This window comes from Parascardovia denticolens DSM 10105 = JCM 12538 (assembly GCF_001042675.1).
Classification (GTDB): Bacteria; Actinomycetota; Actinomycetes; order Actinomycetales; family Bifidobacteriaceae; genus Scardovia; species Scardovia denticolens.
Window position 1 is genome coordinate 1,747,452 of the sequence record NZ_AP012333.1, and the last position, 17,924, is coordinate 1,765,375.

The 17,924-nt window shown below is 60.8% G+C and carries 12 protein-coding genes; 5 read left to right on the forward strand and 7 right to left on the reverse strand.

Features of this window, described 5'->3' with window-relative positions; translation table 11 throughout:
• Positions 1-876, forward strand: a complete 876-nt coding sequence (locus PSDT_RS07245; RefSeq protein ID WP_223293519.1) for an ABC transporter permease — start codon at positions 1-3, stop codon at positions 874-876.
• 103 nt (positions 877-979) lie between these two features.
• Here PSDT_RS07245 and PSDT_RS07250 read toward each other — a convergent pair whose 3' ends face one another.
• Together PSDT_RS07250 and PSDT_RS07255 are read right to left on the reverse strand one after the other, a co-directional pair.
• Positions 980-2,134: a glycerate kinase gene (locus PSDT_RS07250; protein WP_006288568.1), complete on the reverse strand. Its 1,155-nt coding sequence runs from the start codon at positions 2,132-2,134 to the stop codon at positions 980-982.
• Positions 2,135-2,180: 46 nt separating this feature from the next.
• Complete coding sequence (locus PSDT_RS07255; protein WP_006288567.1) at positions 2,181-3,494, reverse strand: GntP family permease; 1,314 nt, start codon at positions 3,492-3,494, stop codon at positions 2,181-2,183.
• A gap of 183 nt (positions 3,495-3,677) precedes the next feature.
• On the opposite strand from PSDT_RS07255, the gene PSDT_RS07260 reads away from it, so the two are divergent.
• Entirely contained in the window at positions 3,678-4,850 is a 1,173-nt protein-coding gene (locus tag PSDT_RS07260) for a CdaR family transcriptional regulator (protein WP_006288566.1), read from the forward strand.
• Between the two features lie 88 nt (positions 4,851-4,938).
• On the forward strand, positions 4,939-5,841 hold the full coding sequence (locus PSDT_RS07265) for a hypothetical protein (protein ID WP_006288565.1): 903 nt from the start codon (positions 4,939-4,941) through the stop codon (positions 5,839-5,841).
• A 146-nt stretch (positions 5,842-5,987) separates the two neighbouring features.
• Here the strand turns inward: PSDT_RS07265 and PSDT_RS07270 are convergent, their stop codons facing one another.
• Genes PSDT_RS07270 through dnaB form a run of 3 tightly spaced genes read right to left on the reverse strand, consistent with a single transcriptional unit; the run spans position 5,988 to position 9,514 of the window.
• On the reverse strand, positions 5,988-6,773 hold the full coding sequence (locus PSDT_RS07270; RefSeq protein WP_006290052.1) for a type 1 glutamine amidotransferase: 786 nt from the start codon (positions 6,771-6,773) through the stop codon (positions 5,988-5,990).
• Positions 6,770-8,086, reverse strand: coding sequence for a Mur ligase family protein (locus PSDT_RS07275; RefSeq protein WP_006288563.1), 1,317 nt, complete (start codon positions 8,084-8,086; stop codon positions 6,770-6,772). The genes PSDT_RS07270 and PSDT_RS07275 overlap by 4 nt, the downstream gene beginning before the upstream one ends.
• Before the next feature lie 9 nt (positions 8,087-8,095).
• The gene (gene dnaB, locus PSDT_RS07280) at positions 8,096-9,514 is read right to left on the reverse strand and encodes a replicative DNA helicase (RefSeq protein WP_006288562.1); all 1,419 of its coding nucleotides are present in this window, start codon (positions 9,512-9,514) and stop codon (positions 8,096-8,098) included.
• A gap of 819 nt (positions 9,515-10,333) precedes the next feature.
• Here dnaB and PSDT_RS07285 point away from each other — a divergent pair.
• Together PSDT_RS07285 and dtd are read left to right on the forward strand one after the other, a co-directional pair.
• Positions 10,334-12,988 carry a phosphoenolpyruvate carboxylase gene (locus PSDT_RS07285; RefSeq protein WP_223293573.1) on the forward strand — a complete coding sequence of 885 codons (2,655 nt, stop codon included), beginning with the start codon at positions 10,334-10,336 and terminating at the stop codon, positions 12,986-12,988.
• A gap of 108 nt (positions 12,989-13,096) precedes the next feature.
• A complete protein-coding gene (dtd, locus tag PSDT_RS07290; protein ID WP_006288560.1) occupies positions 13,097-13,591 on the forward strand; it encodes a D-aminoacyl-tRNA deacylase in 495 nt (164 codons plus the stop codon).
• A 30-nt stretch (positions 13,592-13,621) separates the two neighbouring features.
• Here the strand turns inward: dtd and PSDT_RS07295 are convergent, their stop codons facing one another.
• Both PSDT_RS07295 and PSDT_RS07300 read right to left on the reverse strand, forming a co-directional pair.
• On the reverse strand, positions 13,622-15,763 hold the full coding sequence (locus tag PSDT_RS07295; protein ID WP_143828272.1) for a DUF6020 family protein: 2,142 nt from the start codon (positions 15,761-15,763) through the stop codon (positions 13,622-13,624).
• A 40-nt stretch (positions 15,764-15,803) separates the two neighbouring features.
• Complete coding sequence (locus tag PSDT_RS07300; RefSeq protein WP_006288558.1) at positions 15,804-17,924, reverse strand: glycosyltransferase; 2,121 nt, start codon at positions 17,922-17,924, stop codon at positions 15,804-15,806.

The window sequence follows — 17,924 nt, forward strand, 5'->3', positions numbered from 1 at the left end:
ATGACAGAGGATCTCCAGGGTTCCCAAACGTCCCCGGCGTCTCAAGCTTCCCATGGTTCGCGCCGACCAGGCCAGCCCGGCCTGCCGCATCCGTCCCCCGGTCCGCGCCGACCGTCCCATTTGCGCAAATTCAGCATCCTCCTGATCGCCGAACTGCATCGCTACGTTTTGGAGCTGCGCCGGTATCTGAGCAATTACATATCGGACCTGATCCTCACCGGAATCCTGGTGGCCATGATGGCCATGGCCACCAACGTCCGGAAGAATCCCACCGCCTGGCTGGGCTACTTCCTGTGGACGGCTTCGACCTTCCTCATCGAAGAAGGCAGCCTGTCCATCTCCACCGACAAACAGAACGGCACGTTCACCCAACTGATGCTCAGACCCACCTCCCTCTTCACCCAGGTTCTGGTCAAGACCCTCACCTGGAGTCTCATCTCCATCGCCATCAACGCCATTTTCATCGTAGGGCTTTTTGCCGTCATGCGTATACCTATGGTCATGAACCTGACAAGCCTGGGCCTGTGTCTGATCATGTTCGCAGGGCTTTTCGGCTTTACCCTGATTTTCGTCTCCCTGACCGTGGTCTATACCCGCACCCAGGCTTACTCCACCCTTTTCGGCTATGTGCTCATGTTGGTCTCCGGCGTCGTGGTGCCTTTGTCTTCCCTGCCGCCGGCCCTGATTTGGATGGGCCGGATCCTGCCTCTGCAATACGGGATCCAGCTGATTCAGCAATCCTGGACCAGGCCTGTCACCCTTTTCCAATGGGCGGCGGCCGGCGGCCAGAGTCTGGTTTACCTGGCCATCGGCTACCTCCTTTTCCGCCTCATCCTCAAACATGGCAGGAAGAACGGCATCAATATGCGCTACTGATTCAGTGCGCCACTGATTCCGGAGGATCCCGCTGAGGATCCCGCTTATCCTGGTCCGGTGGTCCGGTATGGACGGCAACGGCAAGAGTCAGACTCCGCCCCGCCTAAGAGGTCATGCCGCACCGGGCCTTGACGACCAGGCGGGCCACGTTCTCGGCTGTCCGGGACAGGTTGACGCCGGCACCGGCGATGGCGTCCTGCATGGTCGCCACCCCGGGCATGATGCCGAAGATGGCGTCTATGCCAAGTCCATAAAGCTGGTTGATTCCCTGACCCACGTTGCCAGCGATGGCGACCACAGTGCAATCGGGGGTCACCTCCTTCACGGCTTGGGCCGTGCCCATGGGAGTCTTGCCGAACTGGGTCTGGTAGTCGATGCCGCCTTCACCCGTGATGCAGAGGGCCGCTCCGGCGGCCAGTTCTTTCAGATGGGTGGCTTCCACCACAATCTGAACTCCCGGCTGCATGCTGGCGTCGGTGAAGGCCAGGAAGCCCGCCCCCAGGCCGCCGGCGGCGCCGGCGCCGGGGACATCGCGGACGTCACGGCCCAGTTGGCTTTCAATCACTTTAGCGTAATGGATCAGGGCTTCGTCCAGTTTCTCCACCATGGCCGGGGTAGCCCCTTTCTGCGGGCCGAAGACCGCGGACGCTCCCCGCAGACCGGTCAAAGGGTTGGTCACATCCGAGGCCAAGCGAATGCGGACCTGCTCCAGTCGAGGATCCAGCTGGCTGCAGTCCACCTTGTCCAGTTTGAGCAGGGCCTCGCCCCCGTAAGGCAGCTCGTCCCCATTGATGTCCAGCAGTTGAACGCCCAAGGCTTGAGCCATGCCCGCTCCCCCATCATTGGTGGCGGAGCCGCCCAGCCCGACGATGATCTCCTTGACCCCGTGGTCCAAGGCATCCTTGACCAGTTGCCCGGTTCCATAAGTCGTGGTGATCAGAGGGTTCCGGGTTTGCGCGTCCACGAACTGGATACCCGAGGCCGCGGCCATCTCAATGACGGCCGTGCTCCCATCACCCAGCAGACCATAAGCGGCTTCGGCCGGGCGACCTAGGGGATCCGTCACTTCGGCGGTGACGATTTGCCCGCCGGTGGCGTCAACCAAGGAACGGACGGTCCCTTCGCCTCCATCAGCCATAGGGACTTTGACCAGTTCCGCATCCGGAAGGATTTTACGGATGCCTTCCTCAATGGCATCGGCCGCTTCCTGAGCGGTCAGGCTTCCTTTGAAAGAGTCAGGTGCAATCACGATTTTCATTTTTACGCTCCTTCGCGAAAATCAGCAGATCTTCCGGTCTTCCGGTTTAAAGCACGATATACATGATGGTAGCCACGACTGTCATGGTCAGACCGACCAGGGCTTCGAATGGCAGAACCGACATACGCTCTTTCAAATCCATGTTCATGGCCTTGGCTGTCACATGGAAGTAATTGCCTTGAGGCAGGCCATCAATGACGGTCGCACCTGCCTGCATGGTAACAGCGGCAGCCAGCCGGCTCGTCCCAAAGGAGAGGATGGAGGATCCGAAGGCCTGGGAGCCCAAGATGACGCCAGTCGAGGTGGATGCCGTGGCGGCAGCCATCAGAATGCCGGCGATAGGCGCCAACAAAGTCCCGGGGATGCCGATGTGGTTGATGATGGAAACAATCTGTTGAGGAAGGTCGGACTTGGTGATGAGGGCCCCGATAGCACCGGCGCCGATGAGAATCATGACCACATCGACCATACGACCCAGACCGGCCTTGGTGTATTCCAGAATATGCTTGCCCTGCTTCATGGCCAGAAGACCAATGATTGCGGCCAAAGGCAAAATATACATGGCATCCACCTGGAACTTCTCCAGCAGGGAGATATGCAGCATGGAACCAATCGGGTTGAGGAGCAGAAGGACAACAGCCACTATAGGGGCCACTAGGGAAGCGCCGATGGATGGCAATTCTTTGTCTTCCTTGGTCTTCGCGGAGCTGCCGGTCAGATCGGATTCCTGCACGATCTTCCCCTTCTTCTTCATGAGGGTGGCCAGGAGGACCGCCATGGCCAGGCCGAAAAGTGCGGGAATCAGGCTGGCGACCATCACTTGGGATGGTTGGATGGTGACCGTTTTGGAGCTGAAACCTTCCGCGGCGGCTATGGTGTTGGGGTTGGGAGAAATGATATTTCCCGCCTTCCCGCCGCCGGAAAGCGCGATAAGCAAGGCCAGCTTGGAAATGCTCATACGACTGCCGACTTCTATAGCGATAGGGGCGACGATCAGAACGGCAACGGGGATGAAGACCCCGACGGCGCAGATAATCATGGTAGCGAAGGCCAGGGAGAAGATGGCCAGTTTCTCGCCGAACTTGGAGACGATGGTTCTGGCTATCTGATCGGCTGCGCCGGATTCCATCATGACCCCTGCCAAGACCCCTGCAGCTAAAACACGGATGATGGTACCCATAACACTTTCCCCACCGGCGACGACCACCTCCACCGTCTTGGGGAAGCCGACTCCACCAATCAGGCATCCGACGATGGTCCCTAGCAGGAGCGCGTAAGTAGGGTTCAGTTTCAGAAGGATAAGGATGATGGCGAGCGCAAGCCCTATCAAGGCTGCCCACCAGGCTAATGCTATTGTCATGGTACGTATAACCTCACTGTTAGTACATCTTTGAACTAGTCCCAACGAATTCGGCCTTGATTTTTCGTTGGGATTACTTTTATTATGCGTCTGCCATCCGGTGATTGCCCATGTCCTCGAAGACTGATTATCAGCCTCTCATCAACTCCAAAATGTTACGTGTAACATGTGTATACTGTTGATATGGAGATTGAAGCCGAGCTGGCGCAGACCATCGCCCAAGAGGTCAGCCGCAGCACCCACCACAACATCAATTTTTTCGACACTTCCGGCCACTGCATCGCCAGCACCGATCCCAGCCGCATCGGTAGCTTCCACGAGGCCGCTTTCCTAGCGGCCAATCGCAGGGTCACAGTGGAAGTCGATGACAGCAAACAGTATATCGGGGCCCGCAATGGAATCAACGTGCCCGTCTCCTTCCAGGGGCAGGTGGTCGCCGTCATCGGCATCACGGGCCGCAAACAGGACGTGAAGCCTTTCGGCGACGTGCTCCGCCGCATGACCGAGATCCTTCTCCAAGAGAATTTCGAACGGACGACCCGGTTCGACAAAAGCATGACCATGGCCAACCTGGTCACCCTGCTCCTGACGGACCAGAGCGACCCCTCCATGCTTTCCTACCTGTCTTCCGCCTTGAACGTCGATCTTGCGCAGGACCACATCTGTCTGGTCGCCGCTTTCGACGGAAAAGACCATTCATACCAGGACCGGGCCAGCCTCCTGAACGACATGAACGCCTTTCTGGAAAGGCAGGCCTCCGGCTCCTTCTTCTCCCTTCGCCCGCAGACAGCCACTTTCTTCATCCCCTTGGCATCCATTGGATCCGGGCAAGACAGCATCCTGCAGCTGGCCGACCGCTTGGCCGTCCCCCTGTCCCATCATGTGAAGTCCTTCTTCATCGGCATCAGCGATCCCTTCCACCCGGGAGACCAGGCCGAGGGCCAGGCGGAGGGCTTCCCTGCCGCCTACCAGACCGCCTTTCTCCAAGCCTCTATGGCCGCGGACAGCGCAAGCAGACGCATGACCGGGACTTATCTGACCTTTGATTCCTTGGATATCGACATCCTGCTCAGGTCCAGCAAGGAGGAAGACCGCCGGGTCTTCCTCTCGCATGTTCTGGGAGACATGACAGACGAGGAGATTCGGCAGGCGAGCGACCTCTTCCTGACCTACACCGCCTGCAACGGCAGCATCATCCGCACGGCCCGGGAGCTCTTCCTCCATAAGAACACGGTCCAGAACCGGCTCAACAAGATAACGGACCTGACCGGCTACAATCCCCGCGACCTGAAAGACCATACGGTCCTAGCCTTGGCCTTCGCCATTCAGCGGGCATACGGATATACTGGAAACTGATAGAAAAGCCGATAAACGCCGCCCAAATGCGCGCGCTTGACCGGGAGAATCCCTGGCAGGCGACATCCACGAGGGTAAGGAGACAACAATGGTGGATTCAAGCTCTTCAACCCGTCCCGGAGACCTTCCGGTGGGTTCCATGAATGACTATAACGACGAGGAGGGCCACAGCCAGCCCGGAAGGCCTGGTACGCCTCCTACCCCTCCCATCCGGCACGTCTTCAACCTGCCAACCTGGATGTATTACTTCTTCTGGGCCTTCGTCTGGCTTCTCGGCTTCGGCCTCCTGGCCTTCGCCACCGATAATTTCGGGAAGACCACGACCTGGGGCTATGTCCTCTATACCATCTGCATGGCCATTTCGGTCATCTTCGCCATCATCATCGGCTACGGAGTCGGCACTTCCAAACAAGGCCTGTCCAACGCTGGGCTGGCTGAACATATGATCCAGGGGACCCGGATCTGGGTGCTGGCCTGGCTGATAGCCTTCTTCGTGTGCGAGCTGGCCGTCAACACGGTCGCTTCCCAATACAACTTCAATCCTTCCGGCCTGGGGATCCTCAACTGCATCCTGGTCAGCGCCCTGGTCGGGTTGATGTATCTGACCGGGAGCGCCATTTTCGCCGACGCCCCCATGCTGATCGTCGGCCTGATCCTCCTCTTGGAGGTGCTCATCATCCCGGCTTTCCGCGTCCCGCGGGGCTACTGGATCACCGCCGTCATCTCGGGCATCGCCCTCCTGGCAGCCGGCATCGTGGACTACATCAGCCAGAACCGGAAGGCCAAGGCTTCAAAGACCAAGAAAAACGCTAAGCCGGAATCCTCTTCCCAGACCAAGAAGCGCGGATTCGGCCTCTTCAAGAAGAAGGCTTCATCCGGCAAGTCGGAAAACGAAGGAGGGGCCGGTGTTACCGGTAACAGTGAAGCGTCTACCGGCCCATCCTCATCGGGGACAAGGCAGCCAAGCTCCCGGACCAGCAACTGGTCCTGACGCGGACTCGCGCGGAGCAGAAGAAACTCGTGAGGGGAAAGAGAGGGCGGAGAGAAGAAGGAGAGAAAAGGGAGAAAGGGAGAAAGGGAGAGGCGGAGCAGGAGCAGGGGCGTAGGAAAGAGGACAAACGCACCCATCGCTCATTGCTACCGGGGCCGGGCCATGGCGGACTTGCGCGCCCGGGCGGCTAGACGATTGAGCATGGCCAGCTCCTTCTTCTGACTGGGAGTGCTCGCATCCTCGAATTTCCCATACCGATTCGTTATGGCGGTCTTGATCAGGAAATCGGCGACGGCCGGATTCTTGGGCAGGAGTGAACCGTGCAGGTAGGTGCCGATCACGTTCTTGTAACGGGCGCCTTCGGTGTGGTCCTGCCCGTTGTTACCGGTACCATCGGCATCCACCCGGCCCCATGCCTGGGATCCTGGCCCGAGGAAGGTCTGGCCCGAATGGTTCTCGTAGCCGATCACATCGCCGAATTCCTGGGTATGCTCGGTCAGGTTGCCGATCATCCGGACTTTCTGCCCGACGGTATGGACGTCCAGGAGGCCGATGCCGGAGATCTTCTCCTCCTCCACGGTCTCGAAATCATGGCCCAGCAGCTGGTAGAGGCCGCAAATGACCAGGATGGGCACGCCGGCGTCCGCCAGACCACGCAGCATCGGGGCGATCTTCTCCAAGTCCTCGCCCACGGAAATCTGCCCATGGTCTTGCCCTCCCCCGCCGACCAGGAGATCCGCCCGCTCCGGCCAGGGGTCGCCTACGTTGTACATGTGGACCATCGGCTGGTAACCATAGAGCCGGACCCGGGTCTCGATGACCTTGAGGTTGCCCAAGTCCCCGTAGATGTTCATATCCTGGGGATAAAGACAAACGATGTCCACCTGCTTGGGGGGCGTCTGTCCCGCAGGCTCGTTCTTCGCTTCGTTCACAGTCCCACATCCTCCACATCGGTGATTTGCGACAGGACCTGCCGCACGGTCAGCATGGCCGTATAAGTGCAGTAGATATGATGCGGCTGCTCCGGCTTGACTTGCAGGAAAGCTTTGACGGCCCGCTCGATGTCCGCATCCACCGCGGCGACCTCCACCTGATCATAAGCCAGGCGCAAGGCCATGTCGTCGGCCCGGACCCCGGAGACCATCGCTGCCCCTTCCCCGGCCAGACTGCTGAAATCGACGTCCCAGAGCCAGCTCATGTCACGCCCATCGGCGTACTGGTCGTTGATGACGATCATGGTCTGGCAGCCAGCCGCCGGGAAGGACTTCAAAGCCAAGCGGAAGCCCATGGGGTTCTTGACCAGGATCATCTCCACCGGCGTCTTGCCCACGGTCACGGTCTCCCCGCGACCGAAAGCCGGGGTGACCGCGGCCAGGGCATCAAGCATCCTCTCGGTCCCGATGAAAGTGTTCCTGGCCTTGTTCACATCCCGCATGACGGCCCGGACCAAGGTCAAAGCGGCAGCCGCGTTGTAGAGGTTGTAGACCCCCTCCAACCGCAAAGTCTTGCTATACTCCTGGTCGTCGATCAGATAGGTGGACGTATGCCCGTCCACCTTCGTCAAAACGACGTCGCCCAGGACCCCATGGGTGTCCGAGACCCGGACCCCTTGCGAGGCTTCCTCATGCATGTCGTCATCGGAGGGGAAGAAAGAGACCAAATCATCGGACAGGCCGAAATACTGCTTCTCCGTGGACCAGGGAGCCAAACGGGAGAGGCCGGACACGCGGGAATCCTCCCTGTTGAGGACCAGGACCCCGGTCGTGGCGGCGGCCGCCTTGCCTAAAAGCCTGGCGGTGGTGTCGATCTCGCCGAACCGGTCCAGCTGATCGCGCATGACGTTCAGCAGCAGACAGTACCGGGGCTTGACCTGCTCCACGAAATGGACGGCGTAGGCCTCGTCCAGTTCCAAAACGGCGATGTCAGCGTCAAGCCGCCCCCTCATATCCACTTGGTCGATGAGGGCGGATACCACCCCTCGGGTGAAATTGGACCCGGTGGGGTTGGTGAAGACCCTGAGCCCCAAGGCGGACAGCATGGAGGCCACGATGCGGGTGGTCGTGGTCTTCCCGTTCGTGCCCGACACCAGAACGACCCCGTAAGGCAATTGCCCCAGGGTCCGGGCCAGGAAGCCTCGGTCGATGGACTCCACCACTTTCCCGGGGAAGGCCGAACCGCCGCCTCTGAGACGGGCTAGGGAACGTATGGCTTTGCCGACTGCGGGCGTCAGAATTCTCACTGCCATCTTGACCTCTCAGACCCCTTGGGCGTAATCGTTGGGCATATCGGCGAACTTGGAGGTCGCCCCTTGGAATGCCAGGTGGAAGGTATCGGTGGGACCGTTACGGTGCTTGGCCATGATGATGTCCGCCTCGCCCGGCCGGTCCTCTTTGTTGTAGAAATCCGGGCGGTGGACCAGGAAGACCACATCGGCGTCTTGCTCGATGGACCCGGATTCGCGCAGGTCTGACAGCTGGGGGATCTTGTCCTGCCTCATCTCCGACCCGCGGTTGAGCTGAGAGAGGGCCACCACGGGCACCTCCAGCTCCTTGGCCAGGAGCTTCAGGGCGCGGGAGAACTCGGACACCTCCTGCTGGCGGGACTCGACTTTTTTGCCGGAGCTCATCAGCTGCAGGTAGTCGATGACCACCAGTTTCAGGTCCTCGGTCTGCTTGAGCCGGCGGCATTTGGCCCGAATCTCCATGAGGGACATGTTCGGGGAATCGTCGATGTACAAAGGGGCGTCGTGCAGGCGGTCGAAAGCGGCGTTGAGGGCCCCCCACCTCTCCGGGGTGATTTCGTCCGGCTTACGCAGGGCCCCCAAAGGGATGTTGGTTTCGGCGGCCAGGATGCGTTGGGCCAACTCGGTGGAGTTCATCTCCAAAGAGAAGATGACGGTGGTCAGGCCTTGATGCAAGGCAGCGGAACGGGCGAAGTCCACGCCTAGGGTGGATTTGCCCATGGCCGGGCGGCCGGCGACCACGATCATCTGCCCCGACTGCAGGCCTTGGGTGAGGGAATCGATGTCCCGGAAACCGGTCTTGACCCCTTGCTGGACGTTTCCCTGCTGGATGTCGTCCAACTGTTTGAGGGTCTCGTCGGCCACATCACCGAAAGGCCGGTAATCCTGGCGGACATTGCCCGTCCCCAGCTCGAAGGCCTGGGCTTGGGCCAGGTTGACGATGTCTTCCGCCTCGGACCCGTCCGCCGAGTAGCCCAGCTGGGTGATCTTGGTCCCGGTCTCGATCACATTGCGCAAGATGGCCTGCTCCCGCACGATGTTGGCGTAGAAGGAGGCGTTGGCGGCCGTGGGGACCGACTCCACCAGGCTATGCACGTATTCGGAGCCGCCCACTTTTTCGATCCCCCCGTTGCGGGTCAGCTCGTTCACCGTCATGATGACGTCCGTCGGCTGTGAGGCGCTGTATAGGTCCAGGATGGTGTCGTAGACCATCTGATTCTGCGGCTCGTAGAAATCGTCGGACTTGATCATTTCGCTGACTTCGCCCACGGCTTCCTTGCTCATGAGCATGCCGCCCAGAACGGCTTTTTCCGCCTCGGAATCATGGGGCGGCACACGGTCATAGAGAGAGCGGCCGGTCTGGGTCTGGCCGCCGCCCGCCGGCGCAGAGGAGGCGCCTGAGGCATAAGGATAGGTCTGATTCTGAGGCATATTCCTATTGTAAATGGCACCGGCTATGTGGACGGTGACGCTAAGGAGGCGAGTCTCCCTTGGCCCTGTGGAAAAACACCTGGATAACTTTTTGACTTATCCACATTCTAAGCGTGTCCTTGTGCACGGAAGAAAGACTTATCCACATTTCGTGGATAAGTAAGTGGATAACCTGTGCACGACACGGTTCGACTATGGAGGAAGTGAAAAAGTCGGCGAAAATTTGTCCAGAGTTTTTGCATTCGCATTCAGAGCGAAATCCATAATCAGAGCAAATCCATAAGGGAAACCAAGGAAACCCCTCTCCCCCAAGAAATCTCCTAGGGGAAGACCGAAGGAAAGACCTCCAGGAAGGACCCGCGGCGTATAAGAAGCCCCGAAAGACAAATTTCCTTAAAATATCCTTCCGAATATCCTTATAACATCTTTCCTTACAACATCTTTCCAGAGGCGATCGCGTATATTCAAAAAGAGGATTTCGAGTACTGGAACGGCCATCAAGGCAAGGTTAGCGACGTCATTAGAATGAAAAAGACACAAGCATCCCGGGGCTTTGGGCCTGGAACGGCCGGCTGAACAATCGCGGAGGAGCCGCGAAAGCCGGTAGACGGGCAACCTCGGCCATGCGAAGGGAGCATGATGACTGAAGCATCGCAAACATCACCGATATCATCAACATCACCGATTCCACCGACGGGGCAAGGGGCGCAGCGGCCCTGGGAAGAGCCGGAGGAAGCGGGGGACACCCGCCAGTTCATCGCCTTCAACGCCCGGCAGGTCGGGGAAGAAACCGCCCTGCCGCCGGCCTTGCGGACGGACATGGACCTGGTACTCCAGATCCTGAGGAAAATCCTGGGAGAATACAATCCGGAGATCCTGGCGAAATTCGACTCTTTGCGTGAAGACGTGATCGTGGCCAGCCAGGAACAATTCCATAAGGACGGGGAAGGCTCCGACTTCCATACAGCGGCGAAACGCAGTCTGGACGAGGTCGTCGGCCTGATTGACGATATCTCCATGGACGACGCCCAGGCCTTGGCCCGCGCCTTCGGAACCTACTTCCATCTGGCCAACCTCTGCGAAGAGAACTACCGCATGTCCGTCCTCCTGGAAAGGGAGAACCAGGTGGACACGACCGCTTCCGTGGACCCGCTCAACGCCATCTCCGTGGCCTATAAACAGCTGATCGACGAAGTCGGCCCTGCCGGGGCTCAGGAACTGCTGGAAAAGCTGGAATTCCACCCGGTCTTTACCGCTCACCCCACCGAAGCCAGGCGCAAGGCCGTGGAAGGGAAGATCCGTCGCATCGCCAACCTCCTGGCCATCCGCAAACACCAGGGTGGGTCTCTCCTGACCGAAACGGACCGTCAGCTTTACCAGGAGATCGACTCCCTCTACCGCACCTCCCCCATCGCCTTCAAGAAGCCGACCCCGGTGGAGGAAGCGGACACCATCCTCGACATCTTCGACAATACGCTTTTCACCATGATCCCCCGGGTCTACCGGCGCTTCGACAACTGGATCCTGGGCAAGAAGGCGGGCACGGTACCCCCGGTCTGCCCGGCCTTCTTCCACCCCGGCAGTTGGATCGGCTCCGACCGCGACGGCAACCCCAACGTGACCGCCAAAGTCAGCCGGAAAGTGGCCCTCAAGTTCTACAACCACATGCTGGAGACCCTGGCCCGGGCCACGCACGCCGTCGGCCGCAACCTGACCCTAGGCTCCCGGACCACCCCCGCCAACGAAGAGCTCAAAGCCCTCTGGAGCCGGCAAAAGGAGCTGAGCGAAAAGCTGACCGGCCAGGCCGAGATCCTCTCCACCAAAGAACCCCATCGGGCCTGCCTTTTCGTCATGTCCGACCGGCTTCGGGCCACCCGCGACCGCAACGCCGACCTCATGTACTCCTCATCCGAAGAGTTCCTGGCCGACCTGCGCATCGTGCAGAAGTCCCTGGCCGAAGCCGGGGCCGTCCGCAGCGCTTACGGCCCCGTCCAGGACCTAATCTGGCAGGTGGAGACCTTCGGCTTCCACATGGTCCAGATGGAGTTCCGCCAGCATTCCCTGGTCCATGCCCGCGCCTTGGACGACATCCGCGAACACGGCCTCCACGGGGAACGCGGGCCCCTGGCCCCCATGACCCAGGAGGTCCTCAGCACCTTCCGCGCCATCGGAGCCATCCAGAAGCACAACGGCCGCCAGGCGGCGGGCCGTTATCTGATCTCTTTCTGCAAAAGCGCCCAGCACGTGAGGGACGTCTACGAGCTCAACCGGCTCGCTTTCGCCGACCCTAAAGACGCCCCCGTCCTGGATGTGATCCCCCTCTTCGAGCAGCTGGAGGACCTGGAGAATTCCGTTTCCACCCTAGACGAAATCATCAAGATACCCGAAGTGAAGAACCGGCTCAAGCAGACCGGCAACCGGATGGAAGTCATGCTGGGCTACTCTGATTCGTCCAAAGACGCCGGACCCACCTCCGCAACCCTGGCCCTGCATCGGGCCCAAGGCCGTATCGCCGACTGGGCCAAGCGGCATGAGATCGACCTGACCCTTTTCCACGGCCGAGGCGGGGCCGTCGGTCGAGGAGGCGGCCCCGCCAACAGGGCGGTCCTGGCCCAACCGGTCGGCTCAGTCAACTGCCGCTTCAAGGTGACCGAACAAGGCGAAGTGATTTTCGCCCGCTACGGGAACCCAGTCCTCGCCGCCCGCCACGTGGAGGCCATCGCGTCGGCCATCCTGCTCCAGTCGGCCCCCAGCGTGGAGAAGATCAACACGGACATGACCGCCAAATACCAGCATATGGCGGACGCTTTGGACCTGGCCTCCCGGGAGAAATACGTGAGCCTGCTCACCGCCCCCGATTTCGCCCCCTGGTTCTCCGTGGTCACGCCTTTGACCGAGATCGGCCTCCTGCCCATCGGCTCCCGGCCGGCCAAGCGCGGGCTGGGCGCCCAATCCTTGGACGACCTGCGGACCATCCCTTGGGTCTTCTCCTGGGCCCAGGCCCGCATCAACCTGGCTGCCTGGTATGGGCTGGGCACCGCCTGCGAGAAGTTCGCCGACTTGGGGCAGCTGCAGGCCGCCTACCGCGAATGGCCCCTGTTCACCACCTTCATCGACAACATCGAGATGTCTTTGGCCAAGACCGACGAACGGATCGCCCGCATGTACCTGAGCCTGGGCGACCGGGACGACCTCAGCGCGGCGGTTTTGGACGAGATGGCCCTGACCCGCCGATGGGTCCTGCAGATCGTCGGCGACGACTGGCCTCTGGAACATCGGCACATTCTGGGGCAGGCCATCCGTATCCGGTCGCCTTATGTGGACGCCCTGTCCATCACCCAAGTGAGGGCACTGGGCTCCCTGCGGCGGCGGACGGACAAGGCCGAACTGAGCGAATCCCAGACCGCCGATTACATCTACCTGATTCTGTGCACCGTGTCCGGCGTCGCCGCCGGCCTGCAGAACACGGGCTGATACTTCCACCGAAGTGGCACTAAACGCAAGTATAAAATGAGAAACGGCGGAATTAAGCCGATTTTGATTTGGTACTTACGTTTAGTGCCACTTTATCTCTCAATCATCATGCGTATCATCATCCAAAAAGTCAGCCAAGCCGAGGTCGTCAACCATGACGAGCCGGAAATCCCGGCTCGGGCGATCGGGCCCGGTCTCCTGCTCCTGGTCGCCGTCCAAGACAGCGACGGCGACCGGGAAATCGCTTGGGCCGCGCGGAAAATCGCCCAAATGCGGATCTTCGAAGACCCGGCCGGCAAGATGAATCTCAGCTTCCTGGACGTGAGGGGGAAGAACGTGAAAGGGGAGGTCCTTTCTGTGTCCCAATTCACCCTTTACGCGGATATACGAAAGGGGAACCGGCCGAGTTTCGTCGGCGCAGGAGACCCCGGCCACGCCCGGGCGATCTGGGAGCGTCTTAATCGGACCCTAAGCGACGATTACGACCTCCCGGTAACGACCGGTTGGTTCGGGGCCCGCATGAGGGTCAGTCTGACCAATGATGGACCGGTCACCATCATCCTCGACACCGACCAGATGCCGGGGAAGACCCGAAAGGGCTGAGCCTCCTTATTCGGCTAAGGCCTTTCCCCGTCAGGCCTCTTCCCGCTTGACCTTTTCTCGCCCGGCTGTCTTCCGCCCGGCTGCCTTCGGCTCGAAAATCAGACCGACGAAGGCGGGCAGGACGAAGAAAAGCGGGATGGCGTACCAGGTCAGGGCGGCCGGCGAGAGGAAAAGCTGGATGACGAAGGCGGCGAGGAAGGTCCAAGCCGTCAAAGCGGCCCAGCGACGGCGGAAGAGAAGGAAAAGCCCCACCCCCAGAGGAAGGAAGACGGTATAGAGGGCCAGGGAGCGGACCGAGCTGTCCCAGGGAAGGCCGTCACCTCCTTGAGTCTGGGCGGCGACGGTGGATTCGGCTTCCTGCTCGGCCAGGCAAGTCTCTTTCATCGCCTTCTCCGACAAGGCCTTCACCGGCTGGCGTTCAAACCGCACCTGAGGGCCGGCCGCATCCAGGACGGCCTGTTCCTGCTGGTTTTCCTGCACCTCCTGCGACCTCAGCGCCCTCATGCAGACCGCGAACCCGTTCCGGCGAACGGGCTGCGAAGCGGAGTCCAGGTCCAGCCGGGCCGTCACAGTGGCGACCGCCAGGCGCCGCCACCACGGTTCACTCTCCAAGGTGAGCCTGCCCTCGGCCCGCAGGTCTTCCGTCGTCTCATAAGCGTCCAAAGGGCTATGTACTTCGCGCCCCCACTGGCTCATGTAGCTGGGGCTGAAGATGTAGCCGGAATCCATCGGGTAGCGCACTCCCCCATTGACGGACAGCCAGAGCCGCCACACATACAAGGTCGACATGAGGAAGGTCGCGGCGTTGCCCTTGTTTTTCAGGCCAATCCGGGCCGCAAGGAGGGCGAAATCCACCTTGTGATCCTCCAAGGCCTCGCTGTTGGCCGTATACATGGTCTCGTCTTCGCGATGGAGATTATACCGGTCCGCGGCCGTCGCCAGGTCCATATACCGGTTGACTTCCGCTTTCTCCTCTTTGGTCATGGCTTCGGGCCTGGTCCGCTCCAGCCGGGCCAGGGGCTGGGTGAAGAGACCGTACAGCTCCACCGGAGACCAGGTCGTAGCCCCGGTGACCTTCTGGGACAAAGGCGCCCACAAGGCGTTGGCCAGGACCAGAGGGAGGAGGAGGGACGAGATCACGGCCAAGCCGGCCTTGCCCCCGCTATGGGAGGCGAGGGTGAGGACGGTCAGGAAGAAGCCCGAGAACAGAAGGATCTCCACCCCGGTCCGCTTGATGGCCAGGAAGAGGAAAGCCAGGATGACGAAGGTCAGCAGGACCGGCAACCGCTTCAAGACCTTCCCTCGGGTGAGACAGGCTTCGATGAAGATCAGCGACAGAGGAGTCATGACCAATGCCCAGAGGGAGTCCTTGCTCATGGTGGGGATGGAGGCGACGATGGGATAGGAACAGGCGAAAAAAAGGGTCACCAACCACAGGAAAATCAGAGGCGCCCCTCTTTTGCGCAGATAGACTAGGACCAGGCTGCAATCAAAGGCCAGGCCGATGGCTTGGACCACGGTATAGGCGCCCAGTCCCCAGCTGACATGGCCCCAGGCTTGTCCAAGCCGCCAGAAAAGGCCAAAGATGAAGGTTCCCATCAGGGGGTGACGGGTGTAATACCCGCGGACTCCTTGGGATTGGAAGAACTGGGCCAAGGTATCATCCCGCAGGACGCCCGGCCAGGTCAGGCAGATATAGGGGATCCAGGCGAGGAGGATGAGAAGGAAGAAAATCCAGCCGTATTTCTTGAAGGCGGAGAAAAATCCCATGACCGGGCTGGGGCCGAATACTCGGTTGCGCCACGGTCGATCGTTCTTCGGCTGGCTGCGGCGGGAGACCCTTTCGGCCCAAGCGAAGACCAGGCCGGACAAGAGGAAAGCCACCAGACCGGAGATCAGGCCGGTCCGCAAAAGGGCGTGGAGGCGTTCGTGGGTGTGCGGCAGGCCGGCGACGTTGTCGTCCAAACGCAGGCTGACGATCACCGTCCCTGCGACGATCAGGCCGGTGAAGGCGGCCGCAAGAATCAGGCTGATCACGCCGGCTGGGCCAAGCAGACGGTCCCCCTGCAGTTGGTCGGGCGTGCCGGTGGAGGCAGGCGGATTCACCATGCCGGCGGCGGGAGAGGTAGATGCGGCGGGAGAGGCGGCGGCATCGTTCAATGCGGCCGCCATGGCGAGTCCACTCTCGCCGTGGGGATTTATACTGTTGCTTTTACTTTTCATCGACAGCGGGGTTCTCTTGGAAAATCCGTTCCCAGACCTGGAAGGAGGCCATATCGTAGTCGGCATACCAGCGGGCCAGGTCTTTCCATTTCCTGATGATGGCGCAAGTCAGACGGGCGTTCTTGGTCATGATCCGACGGGCCAGGCGGTCATCGCGGCGCAGCCAGACCCGGCCATTGCCATCGGGGGTGGTCACCAAGGCGGAATCGACCCCCTGCATGGCGATTCCCATCCAGGAAGCATCTTGGGCGGGGATAGACAAGGCCGGTCGCTCCTCATCCCTCCCTTGGGCCCGCGAGCCCAGGGCCATCCGCCCCAGGTAGCGGACCACGGCTTTGAGGTAGTCTTTCATGGTCAGCTGTTGGCGGCGGACTCCCCGATCGGCCAGGTCTTGCTCGGCTTCGGGGAAGGCCTCCGGATCGGTCGACGCTTGAGCGTCGGCGAAACGGGACCTTTCCTGACGGATCTGGGCCAGCTTGGTCGGAAGGGTCGCGACGATGTGTTCGGGCCCCCGCAGGATGTCCGCCAGGCCCAAGGTGTGCAGCCGCATGGCCGAGTAGAGGAAACGCAGGCCCACACTGGTATCCCACCGGAGGTTGACCATGGCCATGTCCACAGGCTTGTCGGGGGAGATCAGCAGGGCGGCGAGCCAACGATTGCGCTGGATGTAATATTCATCCCATCCCCGGGTGGGGTCTTTGTCATGCCAAGCCTGATGCCAGACGGCCACCCCGGGCAGACAAACGGTGGGATAGCCGTGCCGGCGGGCCCGCATGCAGAATTCGACGTCATCGAATTTCAGGAAGAAAGGCTGGGAAAGGCCGATCTCCTTGATGATGGAAACGGGGATCAGACACATCCACCAGCCGTTGTAGTCACTGTCGACACGCTGATGTCTTTCAGGCGTGTCGCGCAAAGTGCGGACCGCGAAATCGAAGTTGTAATCCAGTCCGAGGGAGGGGGCGTTCCAGATCGTCCGCGGGTTCAGGCGCTCGCCCTGGGTATAGAGGGTGGTCCGGTTATCCAGATGAAACATGGCCCCGCCCGTCAACAGGGGTTTGATGGCGTAATCCTCGAACTGCACGGCCCGCAGGATGGATTCGGGCTCGCTGATGGCGTCGTCGTCAAGGATGAGGACGTAATCGCTGCGACCAGCCTTGACCGTCTCGTACATGCCGCGGGAGAAGCCCCCCGACCCTCCCAGGTTCCCCTGACGCAGGTAGACCAGGCTCTCGCCCAAGTCCGCACTCACGGAGGCGAAATCCTCCTGGTCGCGGACCAGATCGGTCCCTTGGTCCACGCAGTAGATGGCGTCAAGCCGCTGGCGCAAGGCCTCAGCTCCGGCCAAGGTCTTCAGCTGCCGCATGCAGTAAGGGGCCCGGTTGAAAGTGGTGATGGCGATGGAGAAGGTGGTCTCATGATGGGCGGCTATCGCCTGGGTCCGATCACTGGCCGGAACGGACCACGACGCGCCGGACACGCGAAGTCCCAGACCGGATGCGGGCTCCTCCCCCACTTCCTGACCGGCGGCGATTTCGGCCTTGGTAACTTTGCCTTCCGCAGCTACTTCACCTTCCGCTTCGGCGTCGAACCAGAAATACCCTCCGTCCACGAGGCCGGTCATGGGGATATCCACGCGAACCGCTTTGCGGCCGTCGCAAACGATGCCATCGGACACCTGATAAATCAGACCCCGGCCGGTGGACCGGAAAAGCCGCAGGCAGCCCCGGCCGCTGACTTCCGCCTGGAAACGGACGGTCTCCACCCGGGTCCACCGCCTCCAATAAGCGGCCGGGAAGGCGTTGAAGAAAGTGCAGAAAGAGGTATGCCCCCCGGGCAGGATCCGGACGCTGGTCCGATCCAAAACGCGGAAGGAGTCGCAGGTGACGCAGGAGCTTCCGGCCGATCTGACCATGTCCTGGAAGGTCCCCCGATCCATGGAGGAGAGGCCGGCCCGGGGCAGGACGGCCGAGACCGCCACCGCCGCTTCGTGCAGGCGGGGGCGGGTCCAATCGATGGCGTACAAGGGCAGGGTCTGCTCGGCGTCTTCCAAGGGAAAGACCACCCGGCAGACGGTCTCCCATTGATCGGATGTTTCAGCGGTCATCAT

Bases quoted from the DNA above. Each gene is read 5' to 3' on its own strand.
- PSDT_RS07260 (WP_006288566.1), top strand. From the start codon at position 3,678: ATGGAGATTGAAGCCGAGCTGGCGCAGACCATCGCCCAAGAGGTCAGC.
- PSDT_RS07285 (WP_223293573.1), top strand. From the start codon at position 10,334: ATGGACCTGGTACTCCAGATCCTGAGGAAAATCCTGGGAGAATACAAT.
- dtd (WP_006288560.1), top strand. From the start codon at position 13,097: ATGCGTATCATCATCCAAAAAGTCAGCCAAGCCGAGGTCGTCAACCAT.
- dnaB (WP_006288562.1), bottom strand. From the start codon at position 9,514: ATGCCTCAGAATCAGACCTATCCTTATGCCTCAGGCGCCTCCTCTGCG.
- PSDT_RS07250 (WP_006288568.1), bottom strand. From the start codon at position 2,134: ATGAAAATCGTGATTGCACCTGACTCTTTCAAAGGAAGCCTGACCGCT.
- PSDT_RS07245 (WP_223293519.1), top strand. From the start codon at position 1: ATGACAGAGGATCTCCAGGGTTCCCAAACGTCCCCGGCGTCTCAAGCT.
- PSDT_RS07295 (WP_143828272.1), bottom strand. From the start codon at position 15,763: ATGGCGGCCGCATTGAACGATGCCGCCGCCTCTCCCGCCGCATCTACC.
- PSDT_RS07255 (WP_006288567.1), bottom strand. From the start codon at position 3,494: ATGACAATAGCATTAGCCTGGTGGGCAGCCTTGATAGGGCTTGCGCTC.
- PSDT_RS07300 (WP_006288558.1), bottom strand. From the start codon at position 17,924: ATGATGACCGCTGAAACATCCGATCAATGGGAGACCGTCTGCCGGGTG.
- PSDT_RS07265 (WP_006288565.1), top strand. From the start codon at position 4,939: ATGGTGGATTCAAGCTCTTCAACCCGTCCCGGAGACCTTCCGGTGGGT.
- PSDT_RS07275 (WP_006288563.1), bottom strand. From the start codon at position 8,086: ATGGCAGTGAGAATTCTGACGCCCGCAGTCGGCAAAGCCATACGTTCC.